The 19,666-nt window shown below is 34.1% G+C and carries 18 protein-coding genes and 3 pseudogenes; 4 read left to right on the top strand and 17 right to left on the bottom strand.

Translation table 11 applies throughout. From position 1 onward, the window contains the following. Positions 1-95: 95 nt before the first annotated feature. Together Q0Y84_RS06745 and Q0Y84_RS06740 are read right to left on the bottom strand one after the other, a co-directional pair. The gene (locus tag Q0Y84_RS06745) at positions 96-386 is read right to left on the bottom strand and encodes a nuclear transport factor 2 family protein (protein ID WP_260264277.1); all 291 of its coding nucleotides are present in this window, start codon (positions 384-386) and stop codon (positions 96-98) included. Beyond that, entirely contained in the window at positions 387-956 is a 570-nt protein-coding gene (locus tag Q0Y84_RS06740; RefSeq protein ID WP_297951870.1) for a hypothetical protein, read from the bottom strand. It lies immediately after the preceding gene. A gap of 75 nt (positions 957-1,031) precedes the next feature. On the opposite strand from Q0Y84_RS06740, the gene Q0Y84_RS06735 reads away from it, so the two are divergent. Beyond that, positions 1,032-1,271, top strand: coding sequence for an RpiB/LacA/LacB family sugar-phosphate isomerase (locus Q0Y84_RS06735; protein WP_297951868.1), 240 nt, complete (start codon positions 1,032-1,034; stop codon positions 1,269-1,271). 388 nt (positions 1,272-1,659) lie between these two features. Beyond that, entirely contained in the window at positions 1,660-2,379 is a 720-nt protein-coding gene (locus Q0Y84_RS06730; protein ID WP_297951866.1) for a GNAT family acetyltransferase, read from the top strand. A 43-nt stretch (positions 2,380-2,422) separates the two neighbouring features. Here Q0Y84_RS06730 and Q0Y84_RS06725 read toward each other — a convergent pair whose 3' ends face one another. From Q0Y84_RS06725 to Q0Y84_RS06715, 3 genes are all read right to left on the bottom strand, one after another. Next, complete coding sequence (locus Q0Y84_RS06725; RefSeq protein ID WP_181576720.1) at positions 2,423-4,006, bottom strand: ABC transporter ATP-binding protein; 1,584 nt, start codon at positions 4,004-4,006, stop codon at positions 2,423-2,425. Positions 4,007-4,044: 38 nt separating this feature from the next. After that, positions 4,045-5,601 carry an ABC transporter ATP-binding protein gene (locus Q0Y84_RS06720; protein WP_297951862.1) on the bottom strand — a complete coding sequence of 519 codons (1,557 nt, stop codon included), beginning with the start codon at positions 5,599-5,601 and terminating at the stop codon, positions 4,045-4,047. A 168-nt stretch (positions 5,602-5,769) separates the two neighbouring features. Continuing rightward, on the bottom strand, positions 5,770-6,774 hold the full coding sequence (locus tag Q0Y84_RS06715; RefSeq protein ID WP_297951860.1) for a hypothetical protein: 1,005 nt from the start codon (positions 6,772-6,774) through the stop codon (positions 5,770-5,772). 289 nt (positions 6,775-7,063) lie between these two features. On the opposite strand from Q0Y84_RS06715, the gene Q0Y84_RS06710 reads away from it, so the two are divergent. Further along, positions 7,064-8,428 carry an APC family permease gene (locus tag Q0Y84_RS06710; protein WP_297951859.1) on the top strand — a complete coding sequence of 455 codons (1,365 nt, stop codon included), beginning with the start codon at positions 7,064-7,066 and terminating at the stop codon, positions 8,426-8,428. 388 nt (positions 8,429-8,816) lie between these two features. On the opposite strand, the gene Q0Y84_RS06705 is transcribed toward Q0Y84_RS06710, so the two are convergent. The 10 genes and pseudogenes from Q0Y84_RS06705 to Q0Y84_RS06660 form a co-directional block, all read right to left on the bottom strand. After that, entirely contained in the window at positions 8,817-9,479 is a 663-nt protein-coding gene (locus tag Q0Y84_RS06705) for an antibiotic biosynthesis monooxygenase (protein WP_297951857.1), read from the bottom strand. A 95-nt stretch (positions 9,480-9,574) separates the two neighbouring features. After that, the gene (locus Q0Y84_RS06700; RefSeq protein WP_366791583.1) at positions 9,575-10,123 is read right to left on the bottom strand and encodes a hypothetical protein; all 549 of its coding nucleotides are present in this window, start codon (positions 10,121-10,123) and stop codon (positions 9,575-9,577) included. A gap of 85 nt (positions 10,124-10,208) precedes the next feature. Beyond that, positions 10,209-10,826 carry a LysR family transcriptional regulator substrate-binding protein gene (locus tag Q0Y84_RS06695; protein ID WP_297951853.1) on the bottom strand — a complete coding sequence of 206 codons (618 nt, stop codon included), beginning with the start codon at positions 10,824-10,826 and terminating at the stop codon, positions 10,209-10,211. Beyond that, positions 10,816-10,980, bottom strand: a complete 165-nt coding sequence (locus Q0Y84_RS06690) for a hypothetical protein (RefSeq protein ID WP_297951850.1) — start codon at positions 10,978-10,980, stop codon at positions 10,816-10,818. The genes Q0Y84_RS06695 and Q0Y84_RS06690 overlap by 11 nt, the downstream gene beginning before the upstream one ends. Positions 10,981-10,994: 14 nt before the next feature. Then, a complete protein-coding gene (locus tag Q0Y84_RS06685; RefSeq protein ID WP_297951848.1) occupies positions 10,995-12,161 on the bottom strand; it encodes a GNAT family N-acetyltransferase in 1,167 nt (388 codons plus the stop codon). Positions 12,162-12,281: 120 nt separating this feature from the next. Next, positions 12,282-12,818 carry a citrate lyase holo-[acyl-carrier protein] synthase gene (gene citX / locus Q0Y84_RS06680; protein ID WP_297951847.1) on the bottom strand — a complete coding sequence of 179 codons (537 nt, stop codon included), beginning with the start codon at positions 12,816-12,818 and terminating at the stop codon, positions 12,282-12,284. A 14-nt stretch (positions 12,819-12,832) separates the two neighbouring features. Beyond that, positions 12,833-13,654: pseudogene (arcC, locus tag Q0Y84_RS06675) on the bottom strand (carbamate kinase); the annotation flags it as partial. Further along, positions 13,649-14,239, bottom strand: a pseudogene (locus tag Q0Y84_RS06670) (ornithine carbamoyltransferase); the annotation flags it as partial. The pseudogenes arcC and Q0Y84_RS06670, both read right to left, overlap by 6 nt. Positions 14,240-14,249: 10 nt before the next feature. Beyond that, a pseudogene (locus Q0Y84_RS06665) lies at positions 14,250-15,086 on the bottom strand (arginine deiminase family protein). Between the two features lie 72 nt (positions 15,087-15,158). Next, positions 15,159-16,007, bottom strand: coding sequence for a LysR family transcriptional regulator (locus Q0Y84_RS06660; protein ID WP_297951845.1), 849 nt, complete (start codon positions 16,005-16,007; stop codon positions 15,159-15,161). Positions 16,008-16,136: 129 nt separating this feature from the next. Here Q0Y84_RS06660 and Q0Y84_RS06655 point away from each other — a divergent pair, with 129 nt between their 5' ends. Beyond that, positions 16,137-18,410, top strand: coding sequence for an HAD-IC family P-type ATPase (locus tag Q0Y84_RS06655; RefSeq protein WP_297951843.1), 2,274 nt, complete (start codon positions 16,137-16,139; stop codon positions 18,408-18,410). 67 nt (positions 18,411-18,477) lie between these two features. Here the strand turns inward: Q0Y84_RS06655 and Q0Y84_RS06650 are convergent, their stop codons facing one another. Then, complete coding sequence (locus Q0Y84_RS06650) at positions 18,478-18,792, bottom strand: Ada metal-binding domain-containing protein (RefSeq protein WP_297951841.1); 315 nt, start codon at positions 18,790-18,792, stop codon at positions 18,478-18,480. A 93-nt stretch (positions 18,793-18,885) separates the two neighbouring features. After that, a complete protein-coding gene (locus tag Q0Y84_RS06645; protein WP_297951839.1) occupies positions 18,886-19,596 on the bottom strand; it encodes a Bax inhibitor-1/YccA family protein in 711 nt (236 codons plus the stop codon). Between the last annotated feature and the right edge of the window lie 70 nt (positions 19,597-19,666).

Below are 19,666 nucleotides of genomic sequence, written 5' to 3'. Positions count from 1 at the left end.
TCATGGCTAGAAGTCTTATTTGCTATATGGATAATAATGTTGAGATTTAGATTGATATTCTTTTACTGAAATTATTTTATTTTGATCATTAAAATCTATAATTGATACGCCGTCAAATTCACTAATTTTTTCTGGTAATTACATTTAAAATGCCATTCAACAATACATGTATTTTCATTAATTAATATCTTTTCTATTGGCCAAGCAATTGCTTTTCCCTGCTTGTTCCATTTTTCAAACCAAGATATTATCTCCTTTTTATTTCTATAAATAGGTCCATAGCACTCACTATATGTAGCATTTTTATCAAAGATAGATTTAATAACTTCAATATTTGGTTTAAGCCATGCCTGGAAATAGTCTCTAATTATCTGTTTTTTACTCACCTAAAGTGATGTCCATTCTTTCCTGTGAAAATGATTAAACAAATTTTTATTTTCCTTCAATAATTGCTGAACTCCCTGCTTATCATGTACTGCAATATCCTTATCCTCCAATAAAGTTAGAATAGAATCTAATTTCTGATAATCAATACTTCCAAGTGATAAGGTAACTTTTGTTCCTTTATTTAGATCTAAGATTAAATCTAGATAGTCGGGATTAAAATCAACGGGACTGAGACGCAAATTTTTACGATAAACAACAGAAGCATTTTTTATCTCTGACAAATTAATGATTTGCTTATCTTTTTTACGCAAACCAAGTAACTGCAGCAATTTTAGTGCATCATTGCTATCATAAGTGATAGATGTGATATTCTTACTATCAATTTGCCAATATGAACTGAAAAAAGTCGGTAAAGTTACAAATACGCCTAAAATTAGTACAATAAGAAATAGCCACCAAGGTTGATAACCAAATCCTGTTAAAAACAGTGAAAGAAAAATCACCACAATTATACCGATTAAAACATGACTCAATTTAACAGGAGTTCCAACAATAATTCTGTCTTTCATTGTGCTCACCTTCTTATTTATTTTCCTACGCAATATTATAAAACGCTTTCAAAATAAACCTTTGAGGTAAAATTTATGAAAATAGGTATTATTCAAGCTACGTCGCAAAAAAGTAAAAATTTCATATTAGAGAAGTATATCAAAGAATCTGTAGGATCCAATGATCAAGTATTCAATTTTGGTATTTATCAAGATAGTTCGGCTAGTCTATCTTACGTGCAAGTTTCCCTAGCTGTTGCATTATTAATTAATAGCAAGGCGACTGACTTCATTGTGACAGGATGTACTTCTCGACAAGGAATGATGCTTGCATGAAATACTTTTCCTAATATTCAATGTGGTTATATCCCCACTCTACAAGATGCTTTTATTTTTGGTCATATCAATAACGGCAATGTTGTCTCCTTTCCACTAGGACTTAATTGGGGTTGGAGTGGTGAAATCAATTTTGAGCAGACTATAAAAAATCTTTTTGAACAGCCTTGGGGACAAGGTTATCCTCCTTCACAAGCAAAAAGAAAGATAAGAAATGCTCAAGAAGTTAAAAATCTCAACGTAATTAGTAAGAAATCAATGATTGACATTATACCTAAAATTGATCCTGATCTTATTTTCCCTGTGCTCAATTATGAACCGATTTATAACTTCATAATTAAAAACGGAACCGATCAAAATTTAATTTCAATTATCAAAAGGATAAAAAATGACTACAAAAATTGAAAAAATATCTCCTAAAATCTACAAAGTAACTGATAACGATAAGCATCTAGGCACTATTTCTACTTATCACAATCTTTTTCATAACAAATATATTTATCTAAAATTCAATCTAAGTGATTACTCTGTAAATATTCCATTTTCAAAAATAGTTCAAGCAGAGCACCAAGCATTGCAAGTCATGATTGATTCAAATGAAAATCCAATCGTAGATTTTTTATTAAGAAATGGTTTTATCTGCAAACGACACTGTTATACGCTTACCGTTAACAAAAAAGATTTAAAAATTGAGATCAATAACAAATTATCTCTTCATTTTTTCAATACAGAAAGTTCCGATTACAGAACATGTTGCCAATTACTTTATAAATATTACAAACAAGTTCATCAATCTGTGTCACCATTAACTGCTAATATTGACACGTTTATCCAAGAAGTTCCAACAAAAACTGGATATTATAGTACTAATGAACTCGGAGAAATAGATAATCTTGTATTCACTGAAAACAACGAGATTGCATACATCTGTTCTTGGGATAGGTTTAGTTCTAATAATTTTATTGAAACTATTCTAGTTAAAATGTTTCAAAATTATCCTTCAATATTTTTTGAAGCAGACGATACTGACTGGATGGCTTATCAATTACTAAGCTATTTTAAAATAAATAAGAATAACAGTTTCAATACCTATATCTTTCCAAACTAAAGTAAAGACACTGCATCCCTAAAAATGCAGTGTCTTTCTTCAACTATTCTTTTACTAAATGAATCTCTCGATCAAACAACTGATGCATTCCTTCATTAAAGTTATGGGCAATAAAAACAATCGTCGTTTTGCTTTTCAATAAATTCTTCAAAATCGACATTGTAGCTTTCTGATCAATTGCACTAGTTCCCTCATCAATCAAGATAATATCACTATTGTGAACTTTTGCTCTAGCCAATACAATTTTTTGTCTTTGACCTCCGGAAATATTCAGCTTATCAAGATTAATCTTTTCATCTAGTCCTTCAGTAAACTTAGCGATATCATCAGCAAAGTTCACTTCATTTATTACTTGTTTAACTTTTCCATTCAGTTTTTCATTAAACATCGTAATATTTTCTTCAATCGATGCTGGAAAAACTACTGGATCTTGCGGTAAATAACCTATCTTACTCAAATCAGGATTAATTTTCTTACCAGCCTTATCCTCATAAACAACTTTACCTGCACTAGGCTTAAGTTCACCTAAAATTAGTTTAAACAAAGTAGACTTACCTGCACCAGAATCGCCAGTTAATAAAATCTTTTCGCCTTGCTTAATCTCCAGATCAGGATAAGTCAATTTTTCTCCATTAGGGAACTTTAAAACTAGATCTTTTGTTTTAATTACATTAGGCATAACTACATCTTTTTCAGCTTGCATCGGAATATCACTAGCAGATTTATCAACTTCGGCAAGTAATTTTTTACTACCTTTCATTGCTCCTAACCCGTTAGTAAGTGTATCAATTCCTCCATTTAAGTAATACCGAAAATTACCGACTACCAATAAGGCACCAATTGGAATTTGATGATTTTTAACCAACCAACCAGCAAGCACAAACAATGCTAAACCAAAAGCCGCGGAAACAATTCCATTTACAGCATTAAGCAGTTTAATATAAGCCGTTTGCTTAACATTAGCATCTTCTAATTTTTTTGATGTTTTTTCTATTACGGAAAATAGTTTAGCTCCAGCTAAAAATTGCTGAAGTTGATCCAGACCAGATAACCAATCATTTAATGTATCTAAATATTTTTGATTGCTGTCAGAAATTAATTCTGTTGCTTTTTGTAACGGCTTTTCTGTTAACTTTGGCAGCAAAAGAGAAATAGCTACCATCAAACAAATAGCCAGCAATAATTGCCAACTCAATAAAATAAGATAAATTAAAACAAAAACGATCGTTGACACACCATAAATCAATAAGAAGACATTAATAAAGTAGTTATTGTTAAGCATTTGTAAATCATTAGTCAAACGATTTTGCATCTGTGCAACAGTATGCTTTTTCCCGTCATAATAATATCGCTTAACAATTTTATCTCTAACTTGATCATTTAAGTCTTGTACCTGAGCCTGCTGCTGATAATCAACTAAAGCACTCACACCATAGTCAACTAACATAATCAGAAAAGCAAGAACATTGATTAAAATAAACTTAGTCCAATTACGACTTAAAAGGATATTCGTCTCTTCTTGTACAACGTAAGTATTGGTAATTGATAAAGCAGGAATAATAATCCAACCAATTGCAGTTAACCAGAAACGAACTGGATTGGTTTTAATAAAAGTTTTCAAATTCATCTTACTTTATCCCCTTTCTTACTTTTTAATTTAATTTCTTAATCAAATTTTGCTTTTAATTCTGGCGTAAAGTTGTGAGCAATCATCAAAATAGTTTGATCTGTTTTGAGCAATTCATCAATGATTTTTTCGGTAGCTTTTTGATCGATCGCACTAGTTACTTCATCCATTAAAACAAACGATTGCTCGTGTATTTCCGTTCGCGCTAAAACAACTTTTTGCCGTTGTCCACCAGACAAATTTTCACTTTTTAGATCAATTGTTGTATTAACACCATCTGGCATTTTGGCTAAGTCGGATTGGAGTTGAACTGCTTGAACAACATCTTGAAGCTTATCCTGCAAATTTTCGTTAAACATTGTAATGTTCTCTTTGATCGTTGCGGGAAAAACTACTGGATTTTGCGGCATATTGCCAATTCTAGCTTTTCCTTCAGGAATGATAGTTTCATTTTCATCTAGATAGGTCACCGTACCAGATTCAGGTTTTAGCTTACCTAACAAAACATTAAACAAGGTTGATTTTCCTGTTCCTGAATCGCCAGTAAGCAAAACTTTCTGCCCTTTTTTTATTGTAAAATCAGGATAAAAAATTGTTTCCCCCTGATCGTATTTTACAGACAAGCCTGAAACTTTAAGACCGTAGGCTGATACTTTATCTTTATTTTCATCAGGAACTTGCTTTCTTAAATCGGTAATCTGTTCGCGTAAAGCCTTAGTTGACTTAACTTGCGTTAACGACTGAGTAATATTCCAAATTGCTGAAAAAATCGTAAATGCAAAACCACTAGCAACTGCAAAATCACCGAATGAAATCATATTAAGCAAAAACATGATTCCAGCAATAAAGCTCATACCAATTTGTGCAATTGAATTGCTAAAAGCATTAATCAAATAACTTACACTTCTTAATTTTGCACTACCCTTACTTGCGTTCACATAATCACTACTTGATCGATGAATTTGCTTAACCAAACGACTGTATGCACTATAACGACGTAGTTCCTGCAATCCACCAAGCCAATGAGCAATTGTATTTAACAGCTTTTCATTCTTTTTATTTACTTTATCTGTGGCAGCTGATGTTTTCTTCTCCATAATTTTAGGAGCAAAAAGTGTAATCATAGCTAAAATGGCAGTAACCAAAATTAGAATCCAGTTCATGCTTGCTAGTAAAACAATAGCAATCACAATCTCTAAAACCCCACTTAAAATAGTAATCCAAGGTGTAGCATAATCATCTGATAAGATTTTTAAATTGGCTGTTAATCGGTTCTGCATACTAGAGACTTTTTCATCACTTTTTTCATCATAGTAATGATGCATGATTTCTTGCCGAATTTTATGCAGATAGTTTTGCGTCTGCCTAGTGAAAACAACGGTAGTAATTGGTAAAAGCAACGAAGTGAATAATGCTAAAACAAACTGCATTATTTGCCAATAAACATATGTATTAAAATTACCAGCAGTAATTGAATTCAGAGCATATTTAAATAAATATTCACTAAAACTCCCAAATAATGCGTATAAAACATACAATAAGATAATAATGCAGGCTCGAAACACATTGCTTTTAAATAGCTCTTTTAAACTCATACTTCTCCTCCATTAACCATTAATAAAAATATTTATAATTTTTAATTTTACTACAAAAAAATAATAATAAACACATATTTTTTTAATTTTAAATTATCACATGTTTAAACCAAAAATAAGACTAGTAATCAATTCAAATTGATCACTAGTCTCTTTCTTTACCCAAAACTACATTTTTCGCAAAACATCGATCAATACACGGCGTAAGTCTTCGTTCTTCTTACCCATTTCTTCGATCAATCTAGCTTTATCATCTAAAGCCCGATTATATTTATCTTGCAAAGCATTATATCTTTGCTCTAATTGATTGTAATTTCTAATTACTGCATTATAGCGGTCCCGCAAGCCTGTTGCTTCTTCAAATTCATAGTTATTATTGCGATTATTATAACGACGATTAGTATGATTATTACGGGAGCGGTTATTGTTTTCTCTTCTAATTTCGAAGGGATGCTTGTTTTGTCGCTTATGCTGATTTTGCGATTGATTATTATTCCAGTTGTTGCTATTATTCTTACGCTCAAACTTCTTCAATTGACCTTCATTTTGATCCTTTGAATGCTGATCAGTCTGCTCATTAGCTTCTTTTTTCTTGTTATCTTCAGTCTGTTCAGCATTCTTACGATGCTTTTGATCAATCTTAATATTCTGATAAAAAGGATCTAATTCGGCTACGACTTTTTCGCCATCTTCAACTGAAAAACTACCACGTTTATTAACTGGTCTAATAAAATTGGCCTTCACAATTGAATCGATTCTGTCTTCTAGCTTATTTTGAGTCGAATTATCAATCTTATCATTTTTTATAACTTTAGCTAAAATCTTGCGTTTAGTAATCGTCTTAACCCGCTTAGGCTTAGAAATAACTTTTTTATCATCAGTATTCTCTTTAGCTGAGTCATCTTTAGCTCGACGTTCAATTGCATCAGCATAGTCTTGAACATTGCCAATAATCAAGTTAGCCACAGCTGGTTTAAAATATTTTCTTCTTCTAACCGTGACACTGGGTTGTTTGCGTGTCCGGACAAAATTATAGATTTTAATCTTTAACTTTTGTTGTAATTCTTTACTTGCATTTGGCAACAATTGATTAATCATTTGATTTACTGTTACCATTTCATTCAAGTCAATATTTTGTTGCTCTAATAATGTTTGCTCTACTATTCCTGCCATTTCCAATCCTATATTCTTTTAATTTTATTTTTTTCACAACAAAATGGCCCTTCTGGCCTATTTTGAAGTAATGCAATAACTTTATCCATTAATAATTATGCATCTTCCATTTTACAACATTAACTCTATTTAAGGGGGGGAATACGTGAAATAACACTACTTTTAATCTACCTATTGCTAAACTATATTATTCTAAATTTTTAATCAAATAATAACTCTTATTATTTGAAATTACTTACATTAAGATCTAACCTAATGTTAGACAAAATGTATTTTTTAGCTATTTGATATGAGGGGTGAGAAAAGTGCTAAAAAAACAACGACTCCCAAGAAGCTTTCATTCATGTCTATTTACTTTTTGGGAATTAACGGAGTAATCGGTTCTGGTGCGTTTTTGCTACCACAAACTATCTATAAGGACATGAACTTGATGAGTGTTTTCGTAACCATCTGTGCTGCTGTCACCGTAAGTATGGTCGCACTCTGTTACGCTGACCTATCAAGTCGGTTTACTGGATCAGGTGCTGCCTGGCTATATTCTTACAATGCTTTTGGCCGCTTCACTGGTTATGAACTAGGTATTTACACCTGGTTTTTGGGCTGTTGTACCTATGCTGCAGAAGTTGTAGCATTGTTAACTATCTTAAAGACCTTAACGCCTGCATATAATAATCCAGCGGTCTACTATGGTACAGCAATTGGCTTAATTATTTTATTTACAATTATCAATTTATTTGGTCGAACTTTAGTAAAATTTGTCGATAACCTATCGTCTGCAGCCAAAATATTAACGATTGTAATCTTTATCATTATCGGGGTTTTCTTCATTCATAAGATGAACTTTACACCGGTAATTCCTAAAGCTGCAACTGCAAGCGTTGGTGGTTACTTCAAACACTTTGGTGCTGCCTTTAGCGTTGTCTTCTACATGTTTACTGGCTTTTCTTTCATTCCAATTGCCGCTAAACAAATGGACAATCCGGAAAAGAATATTCCTAAAGTATTAATTTCAGTCATGGTAACCGTAACCGTTCTTTATGCTTTAATGATGCTGGTCGCAATCGGTATCTTGGGGACCAAAATGGTAAACTATAGTACTCCAATTGCCGCTGCCTTCCAAAAAGCTGTTGGTGAATGGGGCTATGTTTTAGTAGTTGTTGGAATGCTGATCAGTGTCCTTGGTGTTGCATTTGCCAGTTCATTCAACACACCATCATTAATTGCCTCTTTGGCTAATGAGCACTCAATGTTACCAAGTTGGATTGGTAAGAAAAATAAGCATGATGCTGCCTGGATTGCAATTTTACTCAGTGCAGTAATTACAATGATTTTAATTACGCAATCATATCTTTTCTTAGTATCATGTATCGTATTAGCTTCCTTCATCCAATACGTTCCATCTATTTTAGCAGTTATCAAATTCAAGCATACTAATGAATTTCCAAATCATGGTTTTAAATTACCATTTGGTTACGTAATTCCTGTTCTTGCTTTAATTATTTCTTGCTACATGGTCACCAACTTTACGTGGAAAACTATTCTTGTCGGCGTAGTTGTTGGTGTGCTAGCCGCAGTAGCCTACTTCTTCATTAAAAAAGACGAAAAAGCTGAGCAAAAACACCAAAAATATTTAACAAAAATGCGGAATAAATAATCTAATTTATAAAAATAAAGCAGCATTCTAATCGATGCTGCTTTATTTTATACGCGTTAGCATTAGACTTTGACTCTATCTTTATTTTACGTGTTAACGACTCTTTTGCCTAGCTTTATTTTCTTAACCAAATCTATTAATCTTTAACTATGAATTCTTAATAATTTTTAGTTATGATATAGTCAATTAAATGAAAGGAATGAGTAACTTGATTAAATTGCTCTTAGTTGTTGGATCACTTTTAACGTTGGAGTTAATGTCCATCAGCTCAGTATTAATTAACAAACCCGCAGCAGTACCTGTAAGAACAAAACATAGAAAATAAAAAATTAACTAAAACCATATTAAGAAGACCGAGTAATGCAATAATGCAGAACTCGGTCTTCTTTTATGGTTGATAAAAAATTTCACCTTGATCAACAATTACATCTGACTGCAACTTACGTAAACTTTTGCTTTCAACACAATACTTTGTATTATTCAAATATTCCTTGAAATTTTTAGTTTGTAAATGCTTTTCATAAGCGGCATTATTACGATAAACTTCAATCGCCAACCACTCATTGGGCTGATTTTCAATCGTACCGGCAATCATTGCCAAAATATCATTTTCCTCTTCTACCGCTGTTTTCATTTCTTTCATCACAGCATGAGCAAATTCATCCCCTTTGCCCAGTGAAACACCAATTTCAGTCAAGTAAATTACATAGTTATTTGGTCCACTAACTGATAAATTCTCTGCCTTAGTAGAGATAAACTCTGGAAACAACTTAACGGCAACTCGATTAGTCAATAATCCTTTAGTTGCAGAAATAAATTGCTTAAATTGCGGAGAACTATCGTGTATCTCATAGCTGGCTTCATCTTGATAACATTCAACCATAAAGTTGGTGGTCTCTTCGTCATGACTTGTTTGCATAAACAAAGTACCTGCTTCATTTGCTTGCGAATTAAGCATATTTTGCTGGCAGGCCTCAATGAACTTAGCATGATCTGCTTTACTAGTTTCTAATTTATATAAACGCAAAATGGGTGCTTGTTCTAACTTCATAACTATTCCCCCACAAAATCAATTTTATTGTTATTATACTCAATTTTACCGCGTTGCTTAACAAAAAAACATCCCTTGCAAAGGAATGCCATAATTTAAAGCGTATAATTAATCTGCTTAAATTTAAAATCTTTCATTTGTTTAGCTAGCTTTTTACTTCTAAAGTAATTGCCACCATCATATTTGCTAGAATACACTAGTACATTATGCTTTTTTCCATTAATCGTTTGGAGAACTACGCGGTAAAGATTCCAATTTTCAAAAGTAATCCAGGGATCAATCTCATAAAAGGTGTCGTTTTTCATCTTAGTAGTTTTACCAGACATCCAATTTCGCGTAACTTGATCAAATTTCTTCTGATTGGCAATTCTACCATTAAAATAATCACTAATTGTTGTAGTTTCTTCCGTATAAATTGGCTTACCGTTAATCGCATGTGCAGTGAAGACGATCTTGGTGCCGTTATGTGCATCACGATCATAAGAATACCATGTACCTTGCATCTTTTTAGGAATCGTAACTTGCACACCATTGCCATATGTCGCTGCAGCAACACTTTCAACTTGACCTGTTAAGCCTGTTAAACCCAAAGCAAGTACCATTGAAGTTAAAGGTAGTAAATTTCTTTTTAGCATCAAAATCATCTCCAAAATGTAAACATATTATGAATTCGCTTTCACAATATATTTTACAGTATTTCTTAGGTCTAAAACAAGAATTTCTTTTCAATTAATACTCTGCTTGCAAAAACTTAATAAAATCACTACTTAATGATTGAGCTGATTTGCTAAAAGCAATAATTTTTTGTCTTAATAACTGACCATGATTAAGTAAGAAAAACCGTTGCAAACTATCATTGCTAATTAAGTTAGCGGTATTTTCATTCATAATGAAATAACCCGATCCAGCAGCGACCAAGAGCGCTGCTTCTTCAACTGAGTTAGCAGCAATAAAAGGACTGTTTATCTGATATAAGTCTTTAAACAAATGTAATTCTGCTACTTCTTCTTCCGGCTTTGCCACGATAAAACAAGTTAAATCAGCAAGTTTATCTTTTTCAATCATTTGCAGACCATTAGGATATGCCCCTTTAGGTAAAATAGCCATCACACCTGCTTGCGTAATTTCAACTTGTTTAAAAGCATTATTATCATCACGTAGATCATTAATTGCCAAATCTGCTTGATCCTTATTTAACATTGAAAAAGCATCGTCATGGCTAGCAGCAATCAACTTCACCTCTACTTCAGGATACTTTTGACTAAATTGTTGCGCTGTCTGATCTAATTCTTTTCGTCCTAATTGGTTAAAATAGGCAATTTTTAATTGTTGCGTTTTATTTTTCATCTAATGGTGCGTGTCCTTCTTCAGCTACTCTCTTCTTGTCCTTAGCGCCTTCATATTGACTAAGTGCCATTAAAGCAAAGAAAATTAAATTAAGTCCACTAACTACAATGCCAAATAATTTGATTAAATTAAATTTCTTACCTTTATTCATCATTTTTAACCTCACAATTAAAAATAATCATAAAATGAGATATCACCTTTAACAAACTCTAGCTTTTTAATACGATGATCAGTAATCAAACCTAGTTTAACAGCTGCGCTCATTGTTAGTCTACCTAAAAGCACTTGAGTCCAAGCAGTAATTGAACCAGAGAAATCAACCAAGGCATCGTTCTTACGTTCTACTGTTACTTTTCGCTGGTGGTTACCTAATTGCCAAATGCCAAGATTCCAAGGACATTGTTCATCTGCAGTAACTTCAATATTAAAGTCGCCTTCTTGAACAGGCCGCATACAAGCCAAGACTTTTTCAAAATCAATGATTCGACTCATCATGTAGGGATATACGTTAACTTGAAGCTGATTTTGCTCAGGAAAAAGCTCAGCTCGCAACGACTTTTCTGGAACAATCATTCTAAAATGTTTAACGCTAGTTGCATGTGAACTCATAAAAGAAAACATGCTTAATAATCCTTGAGGTGTAATAGCGTACATTTCATCAGCCAAAAAAGTATCATCTTTAATACGATAAATTAGATAGCTCATTGGTCGCTCATCAGCATCAAAATAGACAGCGACGTTACGATGATGATAATAAGAATCTAGTCTATTCCACCACCATGCTTCACGCACAATCGTATTACGTTCATCATCAGTATGAAGCTGCCGTTCATAAAGCTGAATTACGCCATTTTGAACGGTCAAATCATCCCACTTTCCACGAACTATATGACCAGCATCTGAAAATTTGAAGCTACGTAAGGCATCCCCACTAAAGCGATACTCCTTTTGATAAATACTATTACTAAAACCATAATGACGATAAAAAGTTTCAGAAAATGGTGCTAAATTTGCAAAAGGAATATCTTGATCATGTAAATCACTTAAAACTTCTTTCATCAGTTGTGATATATGGCCTTTCCCTCGGTATTCAGGATAAGAAGCTACATAACCAATGCCCGCCATCGGTAAGTGATGCCCCAAAACATCACTCTTAAACTGATTAACCATCATATAACTAGTTAATTTATCGCCGACAAAATAGCCGTAGCCATCGCTATGGCGGTAGCGTTCCATAAAGTTCTCATCGTGAGTCAAATCATTATTTTTCAAAAAAGCATATTGGACTAATGAAGCAATTTGCTTCAAATTATCTTGATTTTTGTCTAGTTTCATACTCATTCCTACATGTATAACTAAAAATTCATTCATTACTATTTTAATCTATTTCTTTAATTTTTTAACGGATTTTTCGCAAAAATAAACCGAGATTTTAATAAACCTCGATCTCACACTCTACGCAATATACTCTTGATATAATTTTGAAATATAATCTTGCATTTGCTTCACTGAATGTCTGCGACTTCGGGCACATTCTTTGGCAGGACGGCTACATAGAAAACATTTACGTACTGGTTCGCCTAAATCTTTCCGTGAAATTGCTGCTGGTTGATTTTTAATTAATACATCAGCATCAAATAAACGTCCCAACGGCTGATGATCTTCAAAATCAACCGTCGACCATTTAATCTTTTCAGCTGGGAAATTTAGTACATAAAAGTTCTCACACCCACTATCATCATTAAGCTGAACTACTAATTTATAATCATAACCCAACTTATGCCATAAGCTTTCCAACTCGTGAATCCCTGTTTTAAATATCTTAGTTAAATAGCGATTATTCTTAATTGGTCCTGGGATATTCATTTTAATATCAACTAAAGAACGATTCGGATATTTAGCAAAGATCGCCTTTTGTAAAGCTACTCGTTTATCTTTTGCCGCTAAAACTTGAGCAATATCTTGTTGTTTGCCTTCATCAAAAATATTCATTAATTATCACCCAACTAATTATAGACAATTGTGCCAACTTTATCCGCTAGTTTATTGGCATTTTTCAAGGAAGTGATAATTGCCGTCTTATCAGTTTTTTCTACAAATTCAATTGCAGCTTCTACCTTAGGCTTCATACTTCCAACGGCGAAATGACCAGCTGCTAAATATTTTTTTAATTGTTCAACTTTAACTTGACCAATTGCCTGCTGATTTTCTTTGCCATAATTTAAAAAGGCGTGATCTACTGTAGTCAAAATTACTAATTCATCGGCATTAATGTCTTCTGCCATTTTAGCAGCCGAGTAATCTTTATCAATTACGCCCGTTACTCCTTCAAGATGTCCATCTTTGACAATTACAGGAATACCGCCACCACCACAAGCAATCGGGACAAAATTATTTTTCAATAAATTCTTAATTATCGGGGCATTTACAATTTCAATTGGTTTAGGTGATGGAACCACTTGACGATAACCTCTGCCTGCATCTTGTTTATAAATATAATCAGGATGATAGATTTGTTGTTTTTGCATTTCATTAAATGTGTAAAAAGGTCCAATAGGCTTGGTAGGATTAGCAAAAGCAGGATCATCGGCAGCGACAATCGTTTGCGTAATTAAAGCAACTGCTTGACTAGGAAAATTGTCAACATGCAATTGATCATCTAGTGCTTTTTGCATCCAATAGCCTATACTCCCTTGCGTCATTGCACTGATCGTATCAAGTTGCATTGCCGGATTATCCTTGCTAGCGCCCGCATATTGCTGCAAAAGCAAATTGCCGACTTGCGGACCATTGCCGTGTGTAATAGCAACTTGGACGCCTTAATCAATATCAGCAGTAATCAAATTTTGCGACCCCGCTTCTTGAGCAAATTTTTCTGCAATTGCTTGCACATCTGGATGCGTGAACAATGGTTTAGACGTAACAATGTGTACATTAACTCCTAACATGCTGCCGGCTATCAAAAGACTATCGGCCACATTATCGCGACCATCACAAAGTTAATCCTTTTAAATGACCAAACTTTTCCTTAATCGTCATAAAATCAGCTAACATTTGGGTGGGTGCCACTTATCCGTTAGACCATTCCAAACGGGAACACCAGCATATTTAGCTAAATCTTCCACATCTTTTTATGCAAAGCCACGGTATTCAATCCCATCAAACATACTGCCTAAAACTTTCGCAGTATCTTTGACGCTTTCTTTTTTACCCAGATGGATTTCACCAACACCCATATACTCTGGATTAGCACCTAAATCATTGCAAGCAACTACAAAGGCTGAACGGGTTCTAGTCGATGACTTTTCAAACAGGTGCAATGCAAAGTCAATTAAATAATTCAATTCTGCTGGTGTATAATCCATACATTTTAATAAGCTTCTACCTTGAAAAACATTTTGCAAATACTTCATTTTTTGCCTCTTATAAATCTTCATGAACTAATGGACAAGACATACATCTAGGGCCACCACGACCACGGGACAATTCGCTAGAACGGATTTCATGCAAAATAATGCCATGCCTGCGCAACAAATCATTTGATACATAATTACGATCATAGGTAACAACTTCGACTGGCGCAATTGCCAAAATCGTGTCATAACTTGAATGACCAAATAAGCTATGAGCCAGATCAGTAATTGCAGTGGCTGACATCCTTTGTGAAATTCCTACAGCCAACACATGATCACTTAAGACCAATTCATCCCCACCTTCAAGACGACCATGTTGATAACGATCACGCCAAACGGGAATCTTTGCCTCTTTAAATTTAGGATGATTCTTTAAAATAATTTCCATAAATAAAGATTCACGCCGTCTAGCGCGATAGGTCATTCGATTAATCGTCATTCCTGAACCAATTGCAGCTTGTTGATCACGGGTAAAATATACATTTGGCATTGGATCCAGATAAAATGGATAATCTGGATCTTCAGCTAGATCAGCTAAAGAAGGTTGTTTATATCTCATGTAATCCCTGACTCATCAAGTAATTGATCCAAAAATGCATAACGTATTTTTTCTGCCGTTAGCCTGTGTTAACAAATCCTCTAAATAAAGCACAAGAATTCCCTGCTTTTTTAAGAGTTGGGTAAAAGCACCGTGTTCTTCTTGAGCAATTTTTAAATAAGGAATGTCATCAATCAACATCCGCTGTAAAATGTCTGGTGCTAAATTTTCCAGTTCTTTTCCTGGTCGATGCAACATAACTGTTTTTAACTTTCCAATTTCTGAATAAACATGAATTGGATTCGACATTTGATCACCTTCCATAATTGATGTATCCGTTTACATTAATTATGGATAAATTAGACACAAGTTACAATATTATCACATTGCAGCAATGATTTTTTTCATCAATGGAGTCAACTGCCGGTCTTTTCGCCAAACTAATTGTAAATGAGTCACCCAATTAGCATGTTTAATCGGAATCATACTTTCCTCAGCATAAGTTTTAGCAATTGACTCTGGTACTAAAGCCAAGCCCATTTTTTGCTTAGCCCACGTAATTGCCGTTCGAGAATCATCACATTTCACTGCATAAAATGGTTTAAGACCATGATGCGCAAAAGTTTGATTAAAAATAGCTTCAAAACGGCGATAAACAATTAAGGGGTGTCCTGCTAAATCTTTAATCCGTAATTCTTTCTTCTCTTTCAAAATCGGATCAGTAGTAATTGCCATCATTTTTTCAGTAGTTAAAGTCTTAGTTTGCAAACCAGTTTGATTATATGGCGTACGCACAATGCCTAAATCAATTGTCTTTTTCTCTAATTTGTCTAGAATGCCATAAGTATTATCTTCATAAATATCAAACGAAATTTCTGGATAATATTGTCGAAACTCTTCAAAAGAATTCATTGGAATTAATCCCGTAGAAGAAGATGCCATCCCAAGTGTTATCGTACCTAATTCACCTGAAACCGTCTTATGCACCTGATTTTCAGCATTTTGAGCTAGCGTAATAATTTCATTGGCATAACTTTGAAAAGTCTGTCCTGCATCTGTTAATTCAATTCCATGAGCAGTTCGTTTAAACAGTTGTGCTCCTAATTCTTTTTCTAATTGTTTTAATTGATAACTAAGCGGCGGTTGAGCAATATATAGCCGTTTAGCAGCCGATGTAATTTGCTTTTCTTCTGCTACTACCAAAAAATACCGTAATTGTTTTAAATTCATAAAGTTTATCCTTTTTTAATTTTAGTTAGCACTGATATCAAATATTTTAATATCTGATATTGTATTTTAGTATTTTATTCATTGCAAGATTTGTGCTACTTTATTAAAGGTAGATTTGGAGGGAAAACAATGTCTGATAAATTCCGCGGCTTAACTCAAGCTGAAGCAGATAAGCGCCTCAAAGAAGATGGCTTGAATGAAGTACCTGAGCCTGAATATAATTTCTTTAAGGAGTTCTTATCTAAATTATGGAACCTCTCTGCTTGGATTCTAGAAGCTGCTTTAATTCTAGAATGTATCCTAGGCAAATGGGTCCAATCTTTATTCGTATTATTGATGCTTCTATTTGCAGCATTTAATGGTGCCTCTAAAAAGAAGCAGTCAAGACGCGTTTTAAATAGTATTTCACACAAACTAACCCCTACTGTTTCAGTTGAACGTGATGATAAGTGGATCAAACTTGACTCGAAGCAATTAGTTAAAGGTGATTTAATTTCACTTAAGCGTGGGGATGTTTTAGCAGCCGATGTTAAGATTGTTGATGGCAATTTAGCTTGTGATGAAAGTTCAATCACAGGTGAATCTAAGTCGGTTAAGAAGACAATTGATAGTACTGCTTATGCGGGCACAACCGTTGTCGAAGGTGACGGCCTAGCAATTGTTACGGCAACTGGTAAAAACTCAAGAAGTGGGAAAACGATTAACTTAATCAATAATTCTGCTGCACCAGGACACTTACAACAATTATTAACTAAAATTATTTACTACCTCTGCTTGCTTGACGGGGTTTTGACTTTAGTTATTATTATTGCTTCATTCTTTAAGGGCGGCAATTTCAACACTTTTATCAATATGTTGCCATTCTTGGCCATGATGTTCATCGCTTCAATTCCAGTTGCAATGCCTTCGACCTTTGCATTGTCTAACTCATTTGAAGCAACTCGTTTAAGTAGAGAGAAGGTTCTGACTTCTGACTTAACTGGTATTCAAGATGCAGCCAACTTAAACTTACTTTTGCTTGATAAGACTGGAACTATTACAGAAAATAAAACCGCTGTAGCTGGTTGGACCGACTTAAGCGACCTACCTGATAAGGATGTACTTACTTTAGCCGGTGCTGCAACTGATAAACGTAATGCTGGTATTATTGATACAGCAATTGATGAATACTTAAATGAAAATAAAATTCCAGTAATAAATGCTGAAAAGTTCACACCGTTCACTTCCGATATTGGTTATTCGATGGCTGAAGTCGATGGTCATAATGTAAAATTAGGCTCATTTAAGCAATTATCATTGATTGATAAACATGCTAATGAAGAAGTTTCTGGTATTAACTTTAAGGCCGGACGTTCTGTAGCTGTTTTAATTGATGATCAACTCGCCGGCGTCTTTATCTTACAAGATAAAGTTAGAAAAGATTCCAAAGCAGCCTTAGCTGAACTGAAAAAGCGTGGCGTACGGCCAATTATGTTGACTGGCGATAATCAAAAAACTGCCGCAGCAGTTGCAGAACAAGTTGATTTAACCGGTGACGTAATTTCTATTCATGATTTTAACGAAAACACTGATATTAATGATCTTGCTGGTATTGCTGATGTTTTACCAGAAGATAAACTTAATATGGTTAAACTGTTCCAAGAAAAAGGCTACATCGTCGGAATGACTGGTGACGGTGTTAACGATGCTCCTGCTTTGAAGCAGGCAGAGGTCGGAATTGCCGTTTCTAATGCGGCCGACGTAGCTAAGCGCTCTGGTAAGATGGTATTGCTTGACGATGGCCTAGGTTCAATCGTTAAAATTTTAGACGCGGGACACCGAGTATATCAAAGAATGACAACGTGGTCGTTAACTAAATTGGCTAGAACTGCTGAATTAACTATGTTATTGACCTTTGGTTACCTCTTCTTCGACTATATTCCAATGGCTTTAAATGCAATGGTTATTTACACCATTATGAACAATATGGTCACAATGATGATCGGTACTGACCGGACTCACATTACCTATAAACCAGAAAATTGGAACATGACTAAATTAGCTAAAATTGCATTTTCACTAGCCGCTGGTTGGACTTTAATTGGAATTGGCTTTGTTTGGTTCTTAAATACTCATGGCTGGAGTCATGGTGCTGTTTCTACCATGGTTTATGTCTACTTGGTACTTAGTGCAATGTTAATCGTTCTAATTACTAGAACTCGTAAGTACTTCTGGCAAGACTATCCATCTAAACTAGTCGGTGGTGTCCAAATTGCGGATGTTTTGTTAACCTTTATCTTAGCCCTTTGTGGTTTAGCAATGGTGAAAATTTCCATTCAAAACTTAGCAATTACCGTTTTAGTCGCACTAATTGCTGCTGTAGTGATCGATTTAGTTTACCAACCGGTGATGAAAAACAGATAAATTATTAATTCAATTTTGCATTAAAAAAGCGCTTCTAAGAAATTATATTCTTGGAAGTGCTTTTCATTTATCTTCTTGACTCACGATATCCCGCCGCACGAGCTGCTGCTTTACTCTTAAAGAAAATTGCATTTTCGCGATTCATTCGGTAATTATGTCCACGCATTACATGAAATATTTTTGATCGCTTATTACCAACAATTTTATATTCACTTGTCCAAATTTTAGTCTTGTCATGTTGCTTACGCCTTCTTTTTTTACGATAAACGGTTGCATTAACTAATTGCGATGAACTCTGTAGATTCGCAGGTATAACACTAATTTCCCCAACTAACGTTAATAATACAACAATTGTCATCAACAAATTTTTGCATTTTTTCATTAAAAACACTCCCTAATAATAACTATATCTTTATAGTATACGCTTATATATTAGATTGTGCTTATTTCATTTGAATTAATATAAAGTCAAATTTTAATTACTTTCACTTGCGCTAAAAATATCCAGAAATTGTAAAAACAAGTTAACAAAGTCAAGATATAACTGCAGTGCACCCAGCACTGCTAGTCCATTAGTTGAAATATCACCACCATAGCGTAAATAAATATTCTTCATGCGCTGAGCATCCCATGCCGTCAATATAGTAAAAATAATGACCGCAATAGTTGAAAAAATATAATCAATTATAGAATTATGTAAAAACAAATTAATTACCATTGCTACAATTAAGCCGATTAAAGCAGCAGAAGCATAAGAACCAATTCGACTCAGGTCTTTTTTAGTTATAGTTCCGATAATTGCCATAATGATAAAAACAGTAGCCGAAGCAACAAAGGCTGAAGCAACATTGTGTCCGCTATAAGCCTCGGCAAGAAAAGCAAAAGTAACGCCATAAACAATTGCGGTTATCATCAGTAAGGCAAAACTCGCGACGGGATTACGCGTTGCTCTAAAACTAATAATAAAAGTCAAAGCAATTGGCAATAAAATTAACAGCCACACTTCCCATTGATGAGCCGCAATAAAGCTAGCAAATGATCTAGCAAAAACCGTCATTGTTAGATAAGCACTGATAGCTGAAATAAAAACCGCCAAGGCCATATATTCATATATTCTACTCAAAAAAAGATTTAACCCAGGTGCATCCACTTGTCGCCGCTCAGACTCTTGATCACAATTTCCCATCTTGATTTTCCCTCTTTTTAAACATACTCTGTACACCTAATATAACACCTGGTTTACTGAAAAAGTAACG

Origin of the sequence: uncultured Lactobacillus sp. (genome assembly GCF_947367125.1) — a bacterium.
Classification (GTDB): Bacteria; Bacillota; Bacilli; order Lactobacillales; family Lactobacillaceae; genus Lactobacillus.
The sequence above is the reverse complement of the archived record's forward strand: the minus strand, read 5'-3'. Positions and strand labels throughout refer to the sequence as shown.